23 protein-coding genes are annotated in these 20,628 nt (G+C 52.1%); 11 read left to right on the plus strand and 12 right to left on the minus strand.

Going from position 1 to position 20,628, the window contains the following annotated elements:
• Positions 1 to 292: 292 nt before the first annotated feature.
• The 9 genes from AADEFJLK_RS04040 to ubiG all read right to left on the minus strand — a co-directional run bounded on the left by AADEFJLK_RS04040 (position 293) and on the right by ubiG (position 8,025).
• On the minus strand, positions 293 to 778 hold the full coding sequence (locus AADEFJLK_RS04040; RefSeq protein WP_103973371.1) for a DUF6882 domain-containing protein: 486 nt from the start codon (positions 776 to 778) through the stop codon (positions 293 to 295).
• 21 nt (positions 779 to 799) lie between these two features.
• Positions 800 to 1,540 (minus strand): S-methyl-5'-thioinosine phosphorylase, encoded by a 741-nt coding sequence (locus AADEFJLK_RS04045; protein WP_088619300.1) that lies wholly within the window; start codon positions 1,538 to 1,540, stop codon positions 800 to 802.
• A gap of 4 nt (positions 1,541 to 1,544) precedes the next feature.
• Complete coding sequence (locus tag AADEFJLK_RS04050; protein ID WP_088619299.1) at positions 1,545 to 2,096, minus strand: hypoxanthine-guanine phosphoribosyltransferase; 552 nt, start codon at positions 2,094 to 2,096, stop codon at positions 1,545 to 1,547.
• 9 nt (positions 2,097 to 2,105) lie between these two features.
• Positions 2,106 to 3,125, minus strand: a complete 1,020-nt coding sequence (gene nagZ / locus AADEFJLK_RS04055) for a beta-N-acetylhexosaminidase (RefSeq protein WP_232463801.1) — start codon at positions 3,123 to 3,125, stop codon at positions 2,106 to 2,108.
• Between the two features lie 215 nt (positions 3,126 to 3,340).
• Entirely contained in the window at positions 3,341 to 5,092 is a 1,752-nt protein-coding gene (locus AADEFJLK_RS04060) for a bifunctional diguanylate cyclase/phosphodiesterase (RefSeq protein WP_103973372.1), read from the minus strand.
• A 245-nt stretch (positions 5,093 to 5,337) separates the two neighbouring features.
• Entirely contained in the window at positions 5,338 to 5,886 is a 549-nt protein-coding gene (gene sufT / locus AADEFJLK_RS04065; RefSeq protein ID WP_088619297.1) for a putative Fe-S cluster assembly protein SufT, read from the minus strand.
• 25 nt (positions 5,887 to 5,911) lie between these two features.
• Positions 5,912 to 6,640 carry an SDR family NAD(P)-dependent oxidoreductase gene (locus AADEFJLK_RS04070; protein ID WP_103973373.1) on the minus strand — a complete coding sequence of 243 codons (729 nt, stop codon included), beginning with the start codon at positions 6,638 to 6,640 and terminating at the stop codon, positions 5,912 to 5,914.
• Positions 6,631 to 7,311 carry an HAD family hydrolase gene (locus AADEFJLK_RS04075; protein WP_088619295.1) on the minus strand — a complete coding sequence of 227 codons (681 nt, stop codon included), beginning with the start codon at positions 7,309 to 7,311 and terminating at the stop codon, positions 6,631 to 6,633. Before AADEFJLK_RS04075 ends, AADEFJLK_RS04070 begins: the two co-directional genes overlap by 10 nt.
• A 6-nt stretch (positions 7,312 to 7,317) precedes the next feature.
• Positions 7,318 to 8,025 (minus strand): bifunctional 2-polyprenyl-6-hydroxyphenol methylase/3-demethylubiquinol 3-O-methyltransferase UbiG, encoded by a 708-nt coding sequence (ubiG, locus tag AADEFJLK_RS04080; RefSeq protein WP_198328553.1) that lies wholly within the window; start codon positions 8,023 to 8,025, stop codon positions 7,318 to 7,320.
• 185 nt (positions 8,026 to 8,210) lie between these two features.
• Here ubiG and aroQ point away from each other — a divergent pair, with 185 nt between their 5' ends.
• The 5 genes from aroQ to AADEFJLK_RS04105 all read left to right on the plus strand — a co-directional run bounded on the left by aroQ (position 8,211) and on the right by AADEFJLK_RS04105 (position 12,308).
• Complete coding sequence (gene aroQ, locus AADEFJLK_RS04085) at positions 8,211 to 8,657, plus strand: type II 3-dehydroquinate dehydratase (protein ID WP_088619293.1); 447 nt, start codon at positions 8,211 to 8,213, stop codon at positions 8,655 to 8,657.
• A gap of 5 nt (positions 8,658 to 8,662) precedes the next feature.
• Entirely contained in the window at positions 8,663 to 9,109 is a 447-nt protein-coding gene (gene accB / locus AADEFJLK_RS04090) for an acetyl-CoA carboxylase biotin carboxyl carrier protein (RefSeq protein ID WP_103973374.1), read from the plus strand.
• A gap of 18 nt (positions 9,110 to 9,127) precedes the next feature.
• Positions 9,128 to 10,471: an acetyl-CoA carboxylase biotin carboxylase subunit gene (gene accC / locus AADEFJLK_RS04095; protein ID WP_088619291.1), complete on the plus strand. Its 1,344-nt coding sequence runs from the start codon at positions 9,128 to 9,130 to the stop codon at positions 10,469 to 10,471.
• 274 nt (positions 10,472 to 10,745) lie between these two features.
• On the plus strand, positions 10,746 to 11,624 hold the full coding sequence (gene prmA / locus AADEFJLK_RS04100) for a 50S ribosomal protein L11 methyltransferase (RefSeq protein ID WP_103973375.1): 879 nt from the start codon (positions 10,746 to 10,748) through the stop codon (positions 11,622 to 11,624).
• 9 nt (positions 11,625 to 11,633) lie between these two features.
• Entirely contained in the window at positions 11,634 to 12,308 is a 675-nt protein-coding gene (locus AADEFJLK_RS04105; RefSeq protein ID WP_103973376.1) for a DUF3426 domain-containing protein, read from the plus strand.
• Here the strand turns inward: AADEFJLK_RS04105 and AADEFJLK_RS25005 are convergent.
• On the minus strand, positions 12,305 to 12,583 hold the full coding sequence (locus AADEFJLK_RS25005) for a hypothetical protein (RefSeq protein ID WP_211299140.1): 279 nt from the start codon (positions 12,581 to 12,583) through the stop codon (positions 12,305 to 12,307). The genes AADEFJLK_RS04105 and AADEFJLK_RS25005 overlap by 4 nt on opposite strands.
• A 51-nt stretch (positions 12,584 to 12,634) precedes the next feature.
• Here AADEFJLK_RS25005 and AADEFJLK_RS04115 point away from each other — a divergent pair, with 51 nt between their 5' ends.
• The 6 genes from AADEFJLK_RS04115 (at position 12,635) to AADEFJLK_RS04145 (ending at position 18,186) form a co-directional block, all read left to right on the plus strand.
• Positions 12,635 to 13,831, plus strand: coding sequence for a class I SAM-dependent rRNA methyltransferase (locus tag AADEFJLK_RS04115; RefSeq protein WP_103973377.1), 1,197 nt, complete (start codon positions 12,635 to 12,637; stop codon positions 13,829 to 13,831).
• A gap of 228 nt (positions 13,832 to 14,059) precedes the next feature.
• Positions 14,060 to 14,605 (plus strand): hypothetical protein, encoded by a 546-nt coding sequence (locus AADEFJLK_RS04125; protein ID WP_088619286.1) that lies wholly within the window; start codon positions 14,060 to 14,062, stop codon positions 14,603 to 14,605.
• Between the two features lie 244 nt (positions 14,606 to 14,849).
• Entirely contained in the window at positions 14,850 to 15,830 is a 981-nt protein-coding gene (gene dusB, locus AADEFJLK_RS04130; RefSeq protein ID WP_103973378.1) for a tRNA dihydrouridine synthase DusB, read from the plus strand.
• 1 nt (position 15,831) lies between these two features.
• Positions 15,832 to 16,110 (plus strand): helix-turn-helix domain-containing protein, encoded by a 279-nt coding sequence (locus AADEFJLK_RS04135; RefSeq protein WP_088619284.1) that lies wholly within the window; start codon positions 15,832 to 15,834, stop codon positions 16,108 to 16,110.
• 265 nt (positions 16,111 to 16,375) lie between these two features.
• The gene (gene ald, locus AADEFJLK_RS04140; RefSeq protein ID WP_103973379.1) at positions 16,376 to 17,473 is read left to right on the plus strand and encodes an alanine dehydrogenase; all 1,098 of its coding nucleotides are present in this window, start codon (positions 16,376 to 16,378) and stop codon (positions 17,471 to 17,473) included.
• A gap of 110 nt (positions 17,474 to 17,583) precedes the next feature.
• Positions 17,584 to 18,186, plus strand: a complete 603-nt coding sequence (locus tag AADEFJLK_RS04145; protein ID WP_103973380.1) for a hypothetical protein — start codon at positions 17,584 to 17,586, stop codon at positions 18,184 to 18,186.
• Between the two features lie 146 nt (positions 18,187 to 18,332).
• Here the strand turns inward: AADEFJLK_RS04145 and AADEFJLK_RS04150 are convergent, their stop codons facing one another.
• On the minus strand, positions 18,333 to 19,478 hold the full coding sequence (locus AADEFJLK_RS04150) for a GNAT family N-acetyltransferase/peptidase C39 family protein (RefSeq protein WP_103973381.1): 1,146 nt from the start codon (positions 19,476 to 19,478) through the stop codon (positions 18,333 to 18,335).
• Entirely contained in the window at positions 19,475 to 20,566 is a 1,092-nt protein-coding gene (locus tag AADEFJLK_RS04155) for a DUF2817 domain-containing protein (protein WP_103973382.1), read from the minus strand. Before AADEFJLK_RS04155 ends, AADEFJLK_RS04150 begins: the two co-directional genes overlap by 4 nt.
• Positions 20,567 to 20,628: the final 62 nt, after the last annotated feature.

Consider the following 20,628-nt stretch of genomic DNA (forward strand, 5'->3'; position numbering starts at 1 on the left):
CCGAGCATCGCAGGTTTTGTCGGGATCAGCCCGAAGGGGCGCGGCAGGGATGCCGCGCGTCGGCAGGAGGGCAGGAGCCCTCTCTGCCGACCCCCGACAAAACCGAGAAGCGCAGGATCAAGCGGCAATCGGGCCGCCTTTTCTTTGGATACTTTCTTTTGGCGGAGCAAAAGAAAGTATCTCGCCTTCGGGTGCGAAAACCCGATTAAAAAACCTCGCGATAGCGACTCATTATTTGTTTTTTTAAATCGCAGAATAGGTCTGTGTAACATCAGTAAACAAACACCCGGCATCAGTGCAATGTCCTAGGTGTCAGTATCCGCAAGGCGTTGATCGCCAAAAAGATATACAGACCATTTTCGGTAGGGGCGCGGTAACAGCCCATCGCCCCCAAATGCTTAACGACAATCGCCATCATTTCCCACACCATCGGCTCATCCAACTCAAACGCCGCTTCATTGGCAAACAGGGGGAAACCGGTTATTTTTGCCAGCTCCTTAATGGGCAAGGCCTTTTCGCGCAAAGACTTCAATATGGGCGGATTGCTCCAACCCCATTTCCAACTGTGGTTGGGTGCAGAATAACTGCCCAAATTGATAATGTCCGCTTCAACCGCAACTCGGTCATTACCGTCAAAAAACTGCAACAGCTCGGCTTCCTGGTCACACCACCAACTCGCCCATTGGCCCAAGTCATAAACGTCCTGTAAGTGATCTTGCTTGACCGTCAGCTCAGCCAAGGCTTGCGTCAGCAAATCACCAAATTCTTCGTTAGTCATCGCTATCACCCAGACCCGGAGCTACTGCCCGGCAATAAAGGCCTGCAAAAGCTGGGCGGTATTGGCCATACCCAGATGCAGATTTTGCTCAATCTCCGCCATGGTGATTTCACCCGCACTTTTCCCCGCCGCCCAATTGGCAATCACTGACACCGAGGCATAATTCATCCCCAATTCCCTGGCTAACGCCGCTTCCGGCATTCCGGTCATGCCCACTACATCGCAACCGTCACGCTCCATACGGGCAATTTCGGCAATAGTCTCCAAACGCGGGCCTTGGGTACAGCCATACGTTGCCTGCGGACTAATGGCGATACCGGCCTGGGCGGCCGCGCCGATCAGGGCATTACGCAAACTGGGGCTGTACGGGAAAGTAAAATCGATATGGGTGACCGGATAATTTTCGTCTTCAAAAAATGTCTGGATCCGGTTATAAGTATAATCAATGAGTTGGTCAGGAAAGGCGATATGCGCCGGTACCATCGCTTCGGTAATGCCACCGACAGCGGCAACCGCGACAATATCCTCAACACCCAATTGCTTTAAGCCCCAGATATTCGCCCGATAATTGATTTTATGCGGGGCAAGGGTGTGCGGATTACCGTGCCGCGCCAAAAAAATCACCGGATGACCATTAAACTCACCAATAAGAAACTCGGCGGAAGGATTGCCGTAAGGGGTTTTTAAGGTTTCACGCCGACTGATATTAAAACCGCTGAGCTGGGTCAGGCCTGTGCCGCCGATAAAAGCCAATTTCGTCATACATCTACTCCTGATTGTCTGTTGGGCAAGCGTAAATGCCGGGGGCATTGCGCAAATAGCCCTTATAATCCATACCGTAACCGAACACATAGCGGTCAACAACCTCAAGGCCGACAAAATCCGCCCGAATCGGTTTGGCACGCCCTAACAGTTTATCGGCCAAGACCGCGCAATAGACTGCCACTGCACCCTGTCCCAAACAAAAGGCATGGATTGCCGCCAAGGTAATACCCTCATCCAGAATATCATCAATAAGCAACACAGTGCGGCCTTGCAAAGGCAAGCGCGGTTTCAGCACCCATTCAACCGTACCGCCGGAAGTCTGGTTCCGGTAGCGGCTCGCATTAATGGCATCGACATTCAGAGGCATGGTCAGACGGGTCAGCAACTGTCCCGCCACCACCACACCGCCATTCATCACACACAACACCAAAGGGTTAGTGCCGGCCAATTGGCGGTTGATTTGCGCCGCCATAGCATCTAATGCCGCTTCGACTTCTTGTTGGCTGTGCAGTAGCTCGGCATGGTCTTGGATAAATTGAATGTCGTTAAGCATGAGCGATAGTTATGATAATTGTTCGGTAAACTGTTTAATAAGGCCACTAATGATCTGCCATTTTTGCGCTTGGTGCAGTTGTTCACGGCCCATTAACGGCTTGCCTTTCATCCGTAATAAGCGTTGCTCACGGACAGGGTCATCGGTGACCGGCAATGTCTCCAAGACTTGTTCGGCGGCGCTAGGGTTATTGCACACCAAAATCATATCGCAACCCGCCGCCTGGGCAAGGCGGGCGCGTTCGGGGAAGCCCCCTACCGAAGCGGCCCCTTCCATGCTTAAGTCGTCGCTAAAGACGACCCCATTAAAGGCCAGTTCTTGGCGTAAGATTTGTTTTATCCAAAACGGCGAAAAGCCTGCGGCCAAGGGATCGACATTAGGATAGACGATATGCGCCATCATCACCGCCTCCATACCTGCCGCAATCAATTGCCGGAACGGCTGCAAATCTTGCATACGGATAGTTTCCAAGTCCCGCTCATCAACGGGTAAGGCCAGATGCGAATCGGCCGCTACCGCCCCGTGACCCGGAAAATGTTTGCCGGTCGCCGCCATGCCCGCCACTTTCATGCCTTGGCGAAACAGCCCGGCCAACTCGACGACTTCCAAAGGATCGCGGGAGAAAGCCCGATCGCCGATAATGGTGCTGATGCCGCAATCAACATCCAGCACCGGTGCGAAACTAAAATCCACATCGACAGCCCGCAATTCCGCCGCCATCAGCCAGCCTGCCGATTGCGCCAAGGCTTTATTTTCGGCAAAACGGGCTACTGGCGGCAAGCGGGTAAAACCGTCCCGAAACCGCTGTACCCGACCGCCTTCTTGATCGACCGCGATCAAAATATCCCCGCGCCGCGCCGCCCGGATAGCCCTTATAAGCGCGGCCACTTGGTCGGCATCTTGAAAATTACGCGCGAATAAAATCACCGCACCGACATTGGGATGCCCAAGCAAATCGTGTTCGTGTGCGGTTAAGGCCAAGCCGGCAAGGTCGAGCATGACCGCCCCGATAGGGAGAGGTTCTTTCATAGTTATTGTTTAACAGATTAGATTATGTTTGTCGTATCAAGCCTATCCATATCAAGATAGGCGGTGAAGTTTTATCGCCTACCTAAACATATTAGAAAGCCATAGTTTTAAGCACATTATCGATGGAAGGCAACCTCATAGCGATAAGTTTCTTTGCATCCTTAATACTACCTGCAAGAAGCTGAAAGGTTCAACATAACCAGCGGCAAATGCTTTTATTGCAAAACCTTCTGGCCGCGGCTAACAAAACAGCTATTTCCCGTTATTTGTTTGGCGGACTTTTTAGCAACGGCGGCCAAGTCGGCAACTTCGACATGAGATTGGCAGCGCTCTGTCATATTGGGGGCAACAACGCCTACCGACAAACTGATCAGCGGGAAAAAACAGCCGGCACCGGCGCGGTCTTCGGCATAGATCCCCCCTGCCTTAACATCGTCGGCACGGTAATGGTGCGGCACTTGTTCGGCAAAACTGGCCAACATCTCTTCGCAACAACCCAGCCAATCTTCACCCGTGAACACGACAATAAAATCATCGCCGCCAATATGACCTACCAACCCACAACGGCTACTCACCGCGCGTTGTAACGTATCGGCGACCGCTTTGATAATACCGTCACCCGCATTGTAGCCATAGACATCGTTAAAAGGCTTGAAATTGTCCAAGTCAAAATAACCCACCGCAAAAGCCTGCTGTTCCGCCAACAAACGGTTAATATAATCATTAATCGGCACACTACCCGGCAATAATGTTAGCGGATTGGCATGTTGGGCATGGTGGATTTGTTGGCGGGTAATTTCTTCCAACAAATCCCAAACCGTGCCGATACCGGCATACTCACCGTTATGCGTGACAATAAACACCTTATCATGGTCGGCATTCGAGGTAAGCTGCTGACTGACAATTTCCACAGGAGTATATTGATCAAAACTTAACGGCGGCTTATCGAGAAACGACCGGACACTTTTTTTGCCATATAACTCTAAACCATACCGGCTAGAAAACAGTTTGGCAAAAAACCGCTCGCGCAACAGAACCCCCACCGCTTGTACGCCATCGACTATCGGCAAAAAATTCAATTCTGGATTATGCTGAAACCAGTCCAGCACATCAGCCACTGAAGTGCCAGACGGCAAGGCGCTGAGATGTTGGGTAATCTGTGCGACCGCCACCATCCGCAAAGGTTGGATTGAGACGCGCCGGCTTCCGGTCATCTGAAATAACGCCGCATCCAACGCCCCTAAAGGCACGGAAGCTGGTTTGGCAAAATAAAACCCCTGCATATAGCGGATACCCAAACGCTCCAGCGCCCTAAACTCATCGGTGGTCTCGACCCCTTCAGCAATCACTTGGCAGTGCATGGAACTGGCAATAGTTTGGATGGAGCGGACAAAATGGGTTTTGACGGCATCATTGTGCAGGCCTTCAATAAAATGCTTGTCGATTTTGACATAATCAGGCCGCACTTCCGTCCATAATCTCAGCCCCGAATAACCGGCCCCCAAATCATCCAGGGCAATCTGAAACCCCATGTCACGGCAGTGCCGGATCACGTTGCGCATCCGTTCATAATTATCGGTAACCTGATGCTCGGTAATTTCGATCACTACCGAAGCCGGCTTAAGCCCCAGGTGGGCATGGAAATGGCGGGTAATCGCCTCCTTAAAATCCGGATGTAACAAGACATTGGGGCTAACATTAATAAACAGCTTTTCCGGCAAATTCAAATCGGCATAATGCCTTAGGCTAATTTCACGCGACAAATATTCCAACTTACCGCTTAAATTAACTTGATCCGCCGTGGCGAACAGCACAAAAGGCGTATACAACGGGCTACCCGATGGGCCGCGTATCAGCGCCTCATAACCGATAATTTTTTGGTGCGTAACAGAAACGATAGGCTGAAAATAAGGTGTCAGGTGCTCATTCTCAAGGATCTTGACTAATTCGTCATGTAAGGCGGACATCTGCTGTTTTTAATTGTAAATGCCTAAAGGCGCTAAGGATAGAATTTGTTGGCGGCAATAGCAAGAAATCACCAAGAATTTCATGGGATCTGCCAACTGCGTCACACTTACCGACAAAGCCCCCCCTTAAAACACCCGGCATATAAAAACTTTAGCACTTATTTTTCCTCAAGTAAATAAGAGCTACCTTAAAAATAATCTCTCCACGATTTAAATCTGAAGAGCTACGCAGGGCGGCCTATTTTTCAATACAAACCCAACTGCAATTTAGCCACTTCCGACATCATGTCACGCGACCAGGGCGGATCTAGGACAACTTCGACATTAACGCTGCCGACACCGGGCAAAGCACGGATACCCCGCTCGACGTCGCCTTGGATCACCGGCCCCATGCCGCAACCTGGCGCCGTCAGGGTCATAATGACCTCAACGGCATAATGGCCGTCCGTCATGGGCGTGACCTTACAATAATAGACCAGACCCAATTCGACGATATTAACCGGAATTTCCGGGTCATACACCGTACGCATCACTTCCCAGCAATTTTGTTCGATCGCCTCGGCACTGTCCTCCGACACCAAGGTTTGCAACCGCTGCGGCTGCCGCCCTAAGGCATCGGCATCGCCTCCGGCAATACGCACCATGTGCCCATAGTCGGTGATGACGGTAAAGCTATCGCCCAAGGCCTGATGGACAGTGACCATCATGCCTTGCCGTAACATCCCGGTGGTACCGTCGGGGATGGTGACAATATCGACATCACGGGTTAAAACAACGCTTTCTTTATCTGTCATAGTCGCTTCTTATTCAGTCGTATTTTTATAAATGGAACGTACGCGCATCAATCGTTTGCCCTGTCACCCCAAGGCTCTGCGCACTAAACAGGTATAGGTAAACCGCCGCCAACGACTCCATGGCCGGCAGACGGCTTTTATCCTCGGCAGGATACGCCCGCTTTCTGAGCGGCGAATTGACCGGCCCCGGAATCAGCGTATTGACCCTGACGGTATTGGCGGATTCCAATTCCTCGGCCAGAATTTTCGCAAAACCTTCCAAAGCGATCTTGGCCACGCCGTAAGCGCCCGAATAGGCCGGTGCAGTGCGGGCCGAAGAATCGGAGGTCATTACTACCGAAGCGTGCGGGCTTTTTTCCAATAACGGCAATAACATCCGGCACAGCAAAAAAGGCGCGTTCAGATTGACATGCAGGCTTTGCCACCAATCCTTGGTGCTGATTTGTGACAGCGGCGTAAAATGGCTGAACTCGACCGCCGAATGCAGCAAGCCCTGCAAAGCCCCATATTTTTCCTCAATCCTATCCGCCAACTCCTGATAGTCGCTTTCATTCGCCCCGGCCAAATCAAACGGATACATAATCGGCTCCGGTCCGCCCGCATCAGTAATGGCATCATAAACCGCTTCCAGTTTGGGGATGTGCTTGTCCAGCAAAATGATATGCGCACCGTGCTTGGCTAAAGCCAAAGCCGCTGTCGAACCTAAGCCGCCGCCCGCACCTGTGATCAAAATAACATTATCGTTCAGTAACATAAAGCGGTATCTATCCAAGTTAAAAGTTCTGTCGGAGCACTAATTAGCGCGTCGGCTCCCCATGTTTCCGGCCTGTCATCCGGTTTGAGATAACCATAAACCGCCGCCAGCGTCTTCATTTGGGCATTTTTACCCGCGACAATATCATGATGGGCATCACCGACATAAACGCACTCCCACGGTTGCACGGCCGCCCGGCGGCACGCTTCCAGCATCGGTTCGGCATGGGGCTTAGGGTGGGCCGTGGTATCGCCGCTGACGATACAGGCCGCACGTCCTGCCAATTGCAAGGCCGCCATTAACGGTAACGTGAAGCGTTCGCGCTTGTTAGTCACCACTCCCCACTTGAGGCCACGCGCTTCCAGTGCCGCTAAAGTCTCGGCCATACCGCTAAAAAATACGCTGTATTCGGCGATGTTGTTTTGGTAGCACTCCAGCATCGTGTTTAACAACGCCTCTTGCTCAGCCGCCGTGGCGCTATCGCCTAGGCAATCTTTAATCATCGCCGCCGCACCGTAGGAGATGAACGGCCTGACCGCCACCGGATCAACCGTGGCAAAACCGTGCTGACGGAAAGCCTGGTTAAGGCAAGCCAGCAAATCGGGCGCCGTGTCCACTAAAGTGCCGTCCAAATCAAACAGCACACAAGCGAGCTTAAAATCAGTCGCCATAACGGTTTACCCGGTACGCTCAAAAACGGCGATATAATTCACGCCGATGTCTTTACCCAAACTAAATTGCTTATTCAGCGGGTTATAGCCGATACCGACCATACCCTGCAAACTTAAACCCGCTGTCCGTGCCGTCTGGCATAACTCAGACGGCTTAATGAAAGTCTTATAATCGTGCGTTCCCTTAGGCACCATTTGCAGCAGATGCTCCGCCGCCAAAATGGCTAACAGATAAGCCTTAGGCTGGCGGTTTAATGTCGAAAAAAACACCTTGCCGCCCGGCTTTACCAAGCGGCTACACGCCGTGATAATTGAACCCGGATCAGGGACATGTTCAAGCATTTCCATGCAAGTCAGATGGTCAAATCCGGCCGGCTCCTGTTCGGCCAAAGCTTCGGCGCTGATTTTTTGGTATCTGGCGGTACTGCCGGACTCCAAGCCATGCAAATCAGCAATATCCACCAACTCCTCGCTCAAGTCGATGCCGAGAGCATGGGCGCCGTGTTGCGCCAACGCTTCAGTTAAAATGCCGCCGCCGCAACCGATATCAACGATGCGCTGGCCCGCCAGATTGGCATAGCGTTGGATAAACGCCAGCCGCAAGGGGTTAATGTCATGCAAGGTTTTAAATTCGCCTTGCGGATCCCACCAACGCTCGGCCATAGCGCCGAATTTATGGATTTCATGTAAGTGTACGTTATCTGTTGTCATCATTGTGCCAAACGCTATAATCAATTGTCATTAGTTTACTCTATTGCTAGGTTATTCGTCATTTTACGCGATGTTTTTCTTGCGGTGGGCTATTTTAGGCAAAAAACAATAGATGGACAAAATCTGCTAAAACGGTAAAATTGTAGGGCTAAATGACCCACTAACCCCGTCAACCAGCACCTACTTTAATGGCAACCATCACCGTACTAAATGGCCCCAACCTCAACCTTTTGGGACTGCGCGAACCTAGCCATTACGGAAACAAAACCTTGGCGGATATCCAGGCCTCCTTAACAGAGCAGGCCGACGGGCTTGGCCATCGCTTGCCGTTTTACCAAAGCAACGCCGAACATGAACTCATCGGGCTTATCCACCAGGCCTACCGTGACGGCGTTGATTTTATCATCATCAACCCAGCCGCCTTTACCCATACCAGCGTCGCGCTCCGTGACGCGCTGCTGGCAACGCAAATCCCTTTTATAGAGGTTCACCTCTCCAACGTATATGCACGTGAGCCTTTTAGAAAACATTCCTATTTTTCAGATATTGCCAAAGGCGTTATTTGTGGACTGGGAGCAACCGGATACGCATTGGCCTTGCAGGCCGCGCATCAACTATTAGCCGAGAGACAATAAAAACAATGGATATTAAAAAAATTCAAAAACTGATCGAGTTGGTCGAAAAATCGGGCATCGCCGAACTGGAAGTGCAAGAAGGCGAAGAAAGCATCCGCATCAGCCGCTATTCCGCCGCACCTACCCAGATTGCCTACCCGCAACAAATGCTCCCGGCCAGCCCAGTTCCCGCCCCTGCCGTCCCTGTAATCGCCCCTGCCGAAGAAACGGCGGTCAGCGGCCATGTCGTCAAATCGCCAATGGTCGGCACATTTTACCGTTCCGCCTCACCTGGCACCAAAGTGTTTGTCGAAATTGGCCAAACTGTCCAAACCGGCGACACATTGTGCATTATCGAAGCGATGAAAATTCTTAACCAAATTGAAGCCGACCACAGCGGTGTCATCAAGCAAATCTTAGTGGATAACGCCGAACCTGTCGAATACGGACAGCCTTTATTCATCATTGAATAACACGGGAAAAAAGAAGATATGTTCGATAAAATTGTTATTGCCAACCGCGGCGAGATAGCCCTGCGTATCTTACGCGCCTGTAGGGAACTGGGCGTTAAAGTGGTCGCTGTCCACTCCGAAGCTGACCGCGATTTAAAACACGTCCGCCTAGCCGACGAATCGGTATGCATAGGCCCCGCCGCCTCCGCCGACAGTTACCTGAACATTCCGGCGATTATCAGCGCTGCCGAAGTCACCGATGCCGAAGCCATCCATCCAGGCTACGGGTTTCTATCGGAAAACGCCGATTTCGCCGAAAAAGTCAAACAAAGCGGCTTTGTCTTCATCGGTCCCAATGCCGACACCATCCGTATGATGGGCGACAAAATCTCCGCCAAAAACGCCATGCTGGCAGCGGGCATCCCTTGCGTCCCAGGTAACAACGACCCGCTTTCCGACGACAATAAAAAGAACCTTAAGCTGGCGCAAGAAATCGGCTATCCGGTCATCATTAAAGCCGCTGGCGGCGGCGGCGGACGCGGGATGCGTACCGTCCACACCGAAGCCGCGCTGATCAACGCCATTGCCATGACCAAAGCCGAAGCCGGCAGCGCGTTCGGCAACCCGACCGTGTACATGGAAAAGTTTCTTGAAGACCCCCGCCATATCGAATTTCAGGTCATGGCCGACTCCTACGGCAACGCCATCCACTTAGGCGAGCGCGACTGCTCCATGCAGCGCCGCCACCAAAAAGTCGTTGAAGAAGCCCCGGCTCCCGGCATTACCGAAGAACAACGTCGGCTTATTGGCGAACGTTGCGCCAAAGCCTGTATCGACATCGGCTATCTCGGTGCCGGCACCTTCGAATTCTTATACGAAAAAGGCGAGTTTTACTTCATCGAAATGAATACCCGCGTCCAAGTTGAGCATCCGGTCACGGAAATGGTCACCGGTTTTGATATTGTCAAAGAGCAGTTGCGCATTGCCGCAGGCGAACGCCTGTCCATTACCCAAGACCAAGTCAAAATCCAAGGCCACGCAATTGAATGCCGCCTCAACGCCGAAGACCCGCAAACTTTCATGCCCTGCCCTGGCAAAATTGAGCAATTCCACATGCCGGGTGGCCCCGGTATCCGTTGCGAAACCCATATTTACAACGGTTACAAAGTGCCGCCCTATTATGACTCGATGATCGGCAAGCTGATTGCCCACGGCGAAACCCGTAGCAGCGCGATTGCCCGCATGAACACCGCCTTAAGCGAAATCATTATTGACGGCATCAAAACCAACATCCCGCTGCAACAAGACATCATGAACGACAGCGCCTTTGCCGCAGGTGGACAAAACATCCATTATTTGGAAAAGAAGTTGGGGCTTTATTAATTTATAAGCCCGTAGGACGGATAAGCGTTGGCCTTAGATGCGTGCCAGCACTTGTCCATCTATACTTCAAACGGTCAAGTTTTCGATTTTTAGGATTAACCGAAAACTTGACTGTTCAGAGTATATACTCCAGTTCCGACCGGATACCTCAGAGAAATAGATAGCCCGTAAAAATCCCCCTGACAGAGACCGCATGGGAATACACCCTCTGTGATGGGTAGCCAACTTGTAGGCTACCGATTTCCACCCCGTCCACCCTCACCCCCCACCCACTATGGCCTGGCATCAACTCACCGTTATCACCCACGAACACCTAGCCCCTAAGCTTGCCGATTTTTTCGACCAGTTAGGCGCAGTGTCGGTCACTTATATGGATGCCGAAGACGAGCCGGTTTACGAGCCGGCCATCGGTGAGACCAAAATCTGGACGCGCACCCAAGTGATCGCCCTATATGAGCTCGATGCCGAACCGGAACAGTTAAAAGCGACCGCCTACCAGCAATTTTCGCCGCAAGACTTGTTCGATTGGCAATACGAAGAAATTGCCGACCAAGTCTGGGAACGGGCGTGGATGGAATTTTATCACCCGATGAAATTCGCCGACCGGCTTTGGGTCTGCCCGACAGGGCAAGAACAGCACGAACCCGGAACCGTCTGCCTGACCCTAGACCCCGGTTTGGCGTTTGGCACAGGCACGCACCCAACTACCGCATTATGCCTGGAATGGCTGGCCAGCCATGACCTGACGGGCAAAACCGTCATTGATTATGGCTGCGGTTCCGGCATTCTGGCGGTGGCGGCTGTGTTACTGGGCGCCAAACACGCTTACGCAGTCGACATTGACCCGCAAGCACTGACCGCAACCCAAGACAATGCCGCAAAAAATAACGTCCAAGCGCAAATAAGCGGCTATCTGCCCGAACAGTTCACGCCTGTACTGGCCGATGTGGTGTTGGCCAATATCTTGGCCAAACCGCTGATTGATCTGGCCACGCCTATTAGCGCTTTAGTGGCGGCGGGTGGGCAATTGGTCTTATCAGGGATTTTGCATGACCAAGGCGACGCGGTCATGGCGGCTTACCAACAGGCCATCGCCTTTAACCCGCCCCGGCAACAAGAGGACTGGCTAAGGCTGGACGGCGGCAAACGCTGACCTGCCGCGATGTTTACCCGTTGCCCTAATTGCTTGGCAGAACAGACGCTGACGGTAGAACAATTGCGCATCACCCGCGCCATCACTTATTGCCCGCACTGCGCCAGCCATTTTGATGCCTTAGAACAATTAAGCGCGAGGGCAATGGCCGCGCCAGAGACGGAACCCGCACCGCCCCAAGAGCCGACATCGGCAACGGACACACCCAGCGTTTTGCCCTGGGAAAAACCGACCGCCATCGCCAGCCCGCACTGGCGGTCGGGTGTTTACGGAGGCGTACTGCTGCTCATCGGGCAACTGGGCTATTTTCACAGCCATGCCATCAGCAATAATGCTACCGTACGCCGTTTATGCCAGCCCCTAAGATGCCCGCTACCGCCTTACCGTAACGCCGCCGAATTGGCGGTTATACACAATGTACTGGAACCTTTGGCTAGCCACGGCTATTTGTTTAAAGCCCTAGTCAACAACCAAGCGGCTTTTTCCCAAGCTTACCCGACCATTGTCCTGACGCTGCAAGATTATGGCGGCAACGCCGTCGCCCAGCGCCGCTTTAAACCCGAAGATTACCTGCTCAACCCACAAAACGCACTGATACGGCCCGATGCCACCGTGGAACTGAGCCTACATATCGCCCCGACCACCCAAACCGTGGGCGGCTATACATTTGATTTGACGTATTAACTGATGTTACGCAGTAACATCTTTCTCCCGTTTGCCGCGCCGAGCATCGCAGGTTTTGTCGGGATCAGCCCGAAGGGGCGCGGCAGGGATGCCGCGCGTCGGCAGGTGGGCAGGAGCCCACTCTGCCGACCCCCGACGACAAAACCGAGAAGCGCAGGATCAAGCGGCAACCGGGCCGCCTTTTCTTTGGATACTTTCTTTTGGCGGAGCAAAAGAAAGTATCTCGCCTTCGGGTGCGAGAACCCGATTAAAAAACCGTCGCGATAGCGACTCATTATTTGTTTTTTTAAATCGCAGAAAATGTCTGCGTAACATCAGTTATTAATATGGCACATCCTGTACTTTATCTAAAAAAACACGAAGACCAACGCCTGCGCAAAGGCCATTTATGGGTGTTCAGCAACGAAATCGACACCCAACGTTCGCCTTTAGAAGCATTTACCCCTGGGGACTTGGCGCAAATCCACAGTGCCGACGGCAAAGCCATGGGTACGGCTTACGTCAACCCCAACACCCTGATCTGCGCCCGGCTGCTGTCGCGCAAAGCCAATCTGAAATGCGGGCAAAACTTTTTTAAAGACCGCCTCAGCACCGCCCTAGCATTACGCGAAAAAGCCTTTGCCCAACCCTATTATCGGCTAGTATTCGGCGAAAGCGACGGCTTGCCGGGTGTGGTCATCGACCGCTTCGGCAGCGTCTTTTCGGTACAAATCACCACCGCAGGTATCGAGCAACGTAAAACGGCCCTACTCGACGCACTGGTCGAACTGTTCACCCCAACCGCCATCGTCTTAAAAAACGACAACGGCCAACGCGAATTGGAAGGCTTGTCTTTGGAGTCGGAAATTGCCTACGGCGAGCTGCCGGACACCCTGACCATTGAAGAAAACGGCGCACACTTTAACATCAATATCGTTGATGGGCAGAAAACCGGCTGGTTTTACGACCACCGCAACAGCCGCGCCCAATTGGCAAGCATGGCGAAAGGCTTGCGCGTACTGGACTTATTCTCTTACACCGGGGCATGGGGCATTCCGGCGGCGCAAGCGGGCGCTGCCGAAGTGACTTGCGTCGATGCCTCGGAAGGTGCGTTGACACTGGCGGCAGAAAGTGCCAGACTCAACGGCGTGGCGAAACGGATGCAGTTTGTGCGTAGCGACGTGTTTGAGTTTTTAAAGCAGGCACGGCTGGATAACGAACTCTACGACATTATCGTCCTTGACCCGCCCGCCCTAATCAAACGCAAAAAAGATTTTAAACAAGGTTACGAAGCCTACCGCCGCCTCAACCATCTGGCCTTACAAGTGCTGGGAAAAAACGGCATACTCGTATCCGCCTCTTGCTCTTTCCACTTAAGCCGTGATAATTTGCAGGAAATTTTACGTTCATCGGGGCGGCATATCGACCGCCATCTGACCTTTTTCGCCAGCCTAGGTCAAGGTCCAGACCACCCGATTGATCCGGCCATACCCGAAACAGACTACCTAAAAACGTTTTTTTGTTCAGTATCATCCAGCTTGTAAAGCCATTAAAGCGTAAACGCATTGAGGCAACTTGCCACTATGGAAACAGACCCTTGCGCCCTGTGCGGACAGCCCGTATACCTGAAAGGATTTACCCTAACCGATAGCAACGGTAACAAAAAATTTTGTTGCGGGGGCTGCCTAAGCCTATTCGGGCTTATGCACCCCGATAACGAAATCACAACTATAAAAAATGTAACCACGACTGATAATGAGGAGACACCCTAAATGAAAGCTTGCGAATCCTGCGCCGGCCGCGTCGAAATCGGCAAACACCACGACAACATGCCCGTCTGGCAACGCGCCGTCGGCATGGTACTGGTCTATCTGCCTATCCTGACCTTGCCGTTCGTCATCTTAAGCGCTTATCTGACCTATTACCACCTGCTGTTTATCGGCGCGAAAAACCTGAAAAAATGGTCTGACTTCATCCCCGACCGCGCCAGCCACCGCTACACCCTAAAAAACCAAATCACCATGAAACCATCGTTTCTCGGTAGCCTGTCACAATACCGGCTGTTCTGGATACTCAACTGCACCTGGTACTGCCCCTACAGCGTCGCCTTATTTGAATGGCACGCCTATATGGTGAAAATCGTCGAAAACTGGTGGTGCCCGTTCGGCCATGAGAAAAAAGACACTTACAGCAACGCCAAAATCGACCAATCTTTCTGGCATATCTACCCCGACGACAACGCCAAGCTGACCGACGAAGACCGCAACAACCCCATTTGGAACGATTCAGCCGACCACAACGGCCCAAGCAATCCGTAAAACCGTTGGGATAAGGCAAAACCAGCCTGCCCTAAGCGTTTAAAATCCCCCCGGCTTCCACTGCTAAAAAGCGGTGCAAGCCGGGGGGATAAGGCCGTTAAGCCAATATAAACGCACCATTCACGCCCAACCCCGCCATCTAATTACACCCTATCCGCCTAGCCCGTCATAATTGCTGAATCCTTCGGCGTTTTAAGCTATGATACGCGCCCTTCCACCGTATTACCCACAGCTATAAACCGCCATGCACATAGGCCCTTACCCGCTTACCAGCCCCGTGATCCTCGCCCCCATGGCAGGCATCACCGACCGCCCGTTCCGCAATCTATGCAGGGACTGGGGCGCAGGACTTGCCGTCTCGGAAATGGTCGCCTCCAACCCCGCCTTGCGCCACCACCAACGCACCGTCCTAAAAGCCGACCAACGCGGTGAAAACGGAATACGCTCAGTGCAGATTCTAGGAACCAACCCACAAGACATGGCCGATGCCGCCCGCTTTAACGCCGAACGCGGCGCTGACATCATCGACATTAATATGGGCTGCCCCGCTAAAAAAGTCTGTTCGGTTGCCGCAGGTTCTGCCTTGCTAAAAAATGAAGAACTGGTAAAACAAATCCTCAACGCCGTCGTGTCGGCCGTCACCATCCCCGTCACCCTAAAAATCCGCACGGGCTGGGACTTACAAAACCGCAACGCCTTGGCCATCGCCCAGATCGCCGAAAACGCCGGCATAGCCGCCCTCACCCTACATGGGCGCACGCGTGCCTGTAAATTTGCCGGAACCGCCGAATATGAGACCATACGCCAAGTCAAACAGGCCATACGCATACCCGTTATAGCCAATGGCGACATCGACTCGCCGGAAAAAGCCCGCCAAGTATTGGCCAGTACTGGCGCGGATGCCGTTATGATAGGCCGCGCCGCCCAAGGTAACCCGTGGATTTTTGCCCAAACCAGCCATTTCCTCACCACCGGCACATACTTGCCCAAACCGAGCCTAGCTTGTATCCAGCAAACCCTTATCGGGCATATAGAAGCGTTGTACCGCTTCTATGGGGATAACAGTGGTGTTAGAATAGCCCGCAAACATATCGCATGGTACTGCCAGGCACTAGGCCTATCTGGGGACACCCGCACCGCCATCAATCAGGCGCAACTGCCCGCCGAACAAATCGCGCAAATCAACGCCTTTTTTCATTATCTGACTAACGCCCGTGCCGCATAATATGGAAGCATTTAAACAGCCTGCCGGATCCATCAACACCGACAACATTACGCCCGTACCCTTATCAGCTTATGTGACCCAAACCTTGGAGCTGTATTTTGCCCAACTCAAAGACCATGATGCCGTTAACCTGCATACCATGGTCATGGGTGAAGTGGAAAAACCCTTGCTGGAGGCAGCTCTCGCCCATGCCGGACACAACCAAACTAAAGCCGCGAAAATACTCGGTTTAAGCCGCAGCACCCTGCGCAAAAAACTGGAACATTACGGCATTTCCTAAACCGCACTTGCCAGCACCGCCCCACTGCCCTTAAGATAAGGACACTGGCGGCAACCCTACGCGCAACTGCGGCGGCAGTAACCGGAAGCAGCTATTACGCTTTGCCAAACGCCCACCCGCTTTCTTATAACTATCCCTACAGCGGCAAAGGCTTAACGCCTTTTATATTCCGCCACCCAGCCACCCACGGACACGATCAAAACAAAGGCGGTGCGCCGCCCCTAACCAGCAACTCACTTAAGCAAGCGACAGCAGAGGAAAAGCGATGAAAATTGGTGTCCCCAAAGAAATCAAAAATCAAGAAGGCAGAGTGGCGATCAGTCCGGCAGGCGTACAAAGCTTATGCGCCCAAGGCCATATCTTACTGGTCGAACAGGATGCGGGCCTGCACTCAGGATTCAGCAATAGCCAATATCAACAGGCCGGAGCGCAGTTAGTGAGCGCCGCCGAAGCTTGGGCTACCGAACTGGTGGTGAAAGTGAAGGAGCCTATGGCCTGCGAATATCCTTATCTGGACAAGCAACGGGTGTTTACCTTTTTTCATTTGGCGGGGGTAGACCCTCGGCTGACCGAAGAACTGCTCAGCAAAGGCACTACCGCCATTGCCTACGAAACGCTAGAAGACAGTGCTGGACGCTTGCCTATCCTAGCCCCTATGAGCGCGGTGGCGGGCAATATGGCCGCTTTAATGGGTAGCTATTACCTGGCTCAATTTAACGGCGGCAAGGGCGTACAACTTGGCAAGGTGCTAGGTAAACGCCACGGCAAGGTGGTCGTCATTGGTGATGGCGTGGTCGGACAACATGCCGCCCAAACCGCCTACGGCATGGGGGCGCAAGTCTGGGTGGCGGGGATAGACACCGCTTTTATGGCCAAGGTCAAAGCCACCGTCTTACCGGAGGCCGAATTTTTCCTCTCCAGCCCGGCGGTGCTCGCCCAACACCTTAGCGATGCCGATTTGGTTATCGGCGCGGTTTTATGCCGGGGAGCCAATGCCCCTAAAGTCATCAGCGAGGCGATGGTAAAAGCCATGCAGCCCGGTTCGGTGCTGGTCGATGTCAGCATCGACCAAGGTGGCTGTATCGAAACCTCCAGACCGACCACCCACTCCGAGCCGGTCTTTATTAAGCACGGCGTTATCCATTACTGCGTCACCAATATGCCGGGTGCCTATCCGCAAACCTCAACGCTCGCGCTGATGGATGCCACCTTGCCCTACATCCAGAAAATTGCCAACATCGCCGACACCGCAGCCTTACTGGCCGACCCCGCCCTCGCCAAGGCCATCAATGTCCACAACGGCAAAATCACCTGCCAAGCCGTCGCCGAGGCCTTAGGGATGCTGGCTTATTACCAGGGCTAAAACAACGGGAGCGCGGGCATCTTGCCCGCCCTTGATGCCCACGCCACAAGAGGAGGAAACCGCCTCACAAAGACTTGCCGAAGTTATTTTATATAAAAGTGGCCGTTGTTATGATTAAAAAAATATACATATTGCTTATTGTTTTTTTTACATTCTTTAATTTTGCATACGCGACATCAAATATACGGAACGAAACTATTATTAAAAACAATGTTTGTGAAGTAAAAGCCTTTGATTCGGATTCTGATAAATTAGGGATATTAAAATTGAATATGAAAGTTAAAAAACATAATTCTGGCGCAATATATGCTGTAGATTTTGAATTATTCAATGATACTAATCGAAATTTGAAGATAACAAGTTTTTCTGCTACGAATGAAATGTTTAGAACCCATATTACTGTTCAGCATCAACAAGTATCGAAAGCTTATAAAAGCTATGCCATTGATGGCAAAAAAACAGCAAATATGTGTGATATTTTTCTAAAGCCTGGAGAAAAAATAAAGCGGAATTTAAGCATAGATAGCGTACTAAAAAACAGCCTCATAGAAAATAAATTATTACAAAACAATACAGAAGGTGATTTATTGGTTATTTTTAGTTTTGTATATTATGTAAATTCTAATGAATGCGATACAAAGGGTAAACTTACATCAATGTATTTAGGACAAACAGAAATTTTTTCTTTAGAGTCATATTTGCAAGAAAAGTAAGCCGAGCGAATCCATGCCTATTTCTGATTGTACCGGATTATTGGAGGTGTTCAAAAACCGATACAATCAGATTTTATAGATAACGTCACTAATTAAGATACAGACCAATCTGGTTTCAAGGCCAACTTCTTAGCCTATGCCTTTAATTATGTCGCTAGCTTAACGGTTGACTCTATATAAGGCCCCCCATCCGGCCAAATAACCACTACCGTCCGCAACCTATTTTTGCCAAAACAGGACATCCGGTCAAAATCCTCACGCGTAATGGGAATAAATTGGCAGTCAATTTCGGTTTGCCGCCCGTCGTCGGGGTCGGAATCGTGCATATACAGGCAATCGTCATCAAAACCGCTCATGACCAGCCAATGCGGGGCTTTTTTGCGGTCCATCAAAAAGGTGCTGATCAAGATTAACGGTATCGCCCCGGCCTGAAATACCCTAATCAGTTCATTCTGAGTGATATTGGCGTAATGGATAGGGATACCCTGTCCGGCGGCCTCACGTTTAAAGCAGGTGTCGACCAACTCAACCAGCTGTTTTTTTGCCTCATTGCGGACACCGTCAATAAAAAGCGGCCCGGTTTGGTTAATCCACACTTCAACCGCAAAATGCCGCCGCTTTGCCGCCAAAGCCAAACCAATCGGATGGCAACCGCCATGACCTGAGGTCATATAAATGGTCGTGGCTTCACGCCATAAACTGATCTCTTCCTCGCGTGACGGCAAATAGCTTTTATCCAGCCCGTGCATCGCCATCATTAACGCCGCCGGCCCACAAGTAAACGGCGTGGTTTGCCTCAGCCAATGGACGGTACGGTGCTGTAAGGTGTCGCCATAACGGCGGATACGTTTCTGGTAACGCAAAGCATCCTTATGGTCTTGGTAGTAATCCCGGTAGATGCCAAATTTTTGGAACCCCAATGTTTCGTAGAGCTTGATGGCCGCCAGATTATCGGCGCTGACTTCCAAACGTAAATACAGCCTGCCATTATCACGCGCGGCCTGCTCCCCGGCTAACATCAACGCCTTGGCAATCCCCAACCCCCGATGCGGGGCGGCGACCGCAATAGAATAAATGCGGGCAAGACGGGTCCCCGGATGCTGAATTATAAGGATATACCCCGCCAAGCTACTGCCGACCTCCGCCACCAGCAAGACCCGCTGGTCGGTGCTGAGCCAATGGCGGAAACTGCGGCGGCTTAACCGGTCTGTGGTAAAGCTGGCATTTTCCAGCCTGACCAGTTCTTCCAGATCATCGGGCAAGGCGGCGCGGATCACGGCGGCCAAGTTCATAACCCCCGCAACGCTTGGGTAAACACTTGCCGCGCCCGCACCAGCACCATTTCTTGCCAAGCCACATCATTCGGACAGAAATGCTCGAGCATCAATTGGCTATGCGCAATACGCGCGGGTATATTATCGGCCTGCGCCCACAGCAAATGGTCTTGCAATAACACCTCAAACAGCTCCAGCGTCCGGTAAGTGCCGAATTCCAAGGTCACATAGCAACTGTGTGCATTCATAATGCGATGCCAAGCAAAATCCAACAAGCCCAGTTTGGGTACAGATGTCGACGTACCAAGCAAAGGCAAGGTGACCGAACCGCCATACCAACGGCTTGCCACAGCGGCCCCCGCACTATCAGGCGTATGGTCGCAAATAATTTCGCCGTAACCGAAGGGTCCTAAACCCGTGTGCAAATCAATCACCGCCAAATCACGTTGGGGCAACGCATACTGACTAAGCAAGGCCTCAGTGACCAACCTGCCATGGGCAGGCGCACGGCCACCATAGAACGGCCCGGCAGGGTCGGTATACTGTCCGGCACTGATGGCGCTTTCAAAAGCCTCGCGCCCGTACTGGCGGGTAAAGTCGGCAAACGCGGCTTGACGCTGCCGGATATCAAACAGAAATAACACTGGCCTTAGCTGCTCATAGCCGGGATTTTCGGGTAAAGGCTGGGCAAAATCGACCACATTACGGTTAAGGTCCACGCCATCGGCATCACAACGCCGCCGCCAAGCATAGCCCCACGGCGTTAAGGCATGGACCATCAATACGGCAGCGTTAGCCGTAATAACGATCTGCTCTTGCGCCATCAGGCGCAATAGGTCAATTTCAACGGCATTCCCAGCGAAACCTTCAACACCATGCGTCCCGGCAATCAACACCAGCACCTTAGTGGCATCTTCAGCCCCTATCCATACCGTATCGGTCAGCAAGGCCTCGCCTTCCGGCCCCAACCCGGCACAAGGGTAAGATATATGCCGATAATGGCCGGGCAGTTGCGCCACTTGCGCCAACCAACGCTGCCTGCCGACTGCATACCTGTCTGAAAACAGCGAGGTATCAATGGCCGTAAAAGGAAAATGGGATGACATACTACACCTTACCTTAATTTATGGTGACACGACTGAAAGCGGAAACGGAAGAGGCTAGGCCA

It is taken from the genome of Methylovulum psychrotolerans (genome assembly GCF_002923755.1).
Lineage (GTDB): Bacteria > Pseudomonadota > Gammaproteobacteria > Methylococcales > Methylomonadaceae > Methylovulum > Methylovulum psychrotolerans.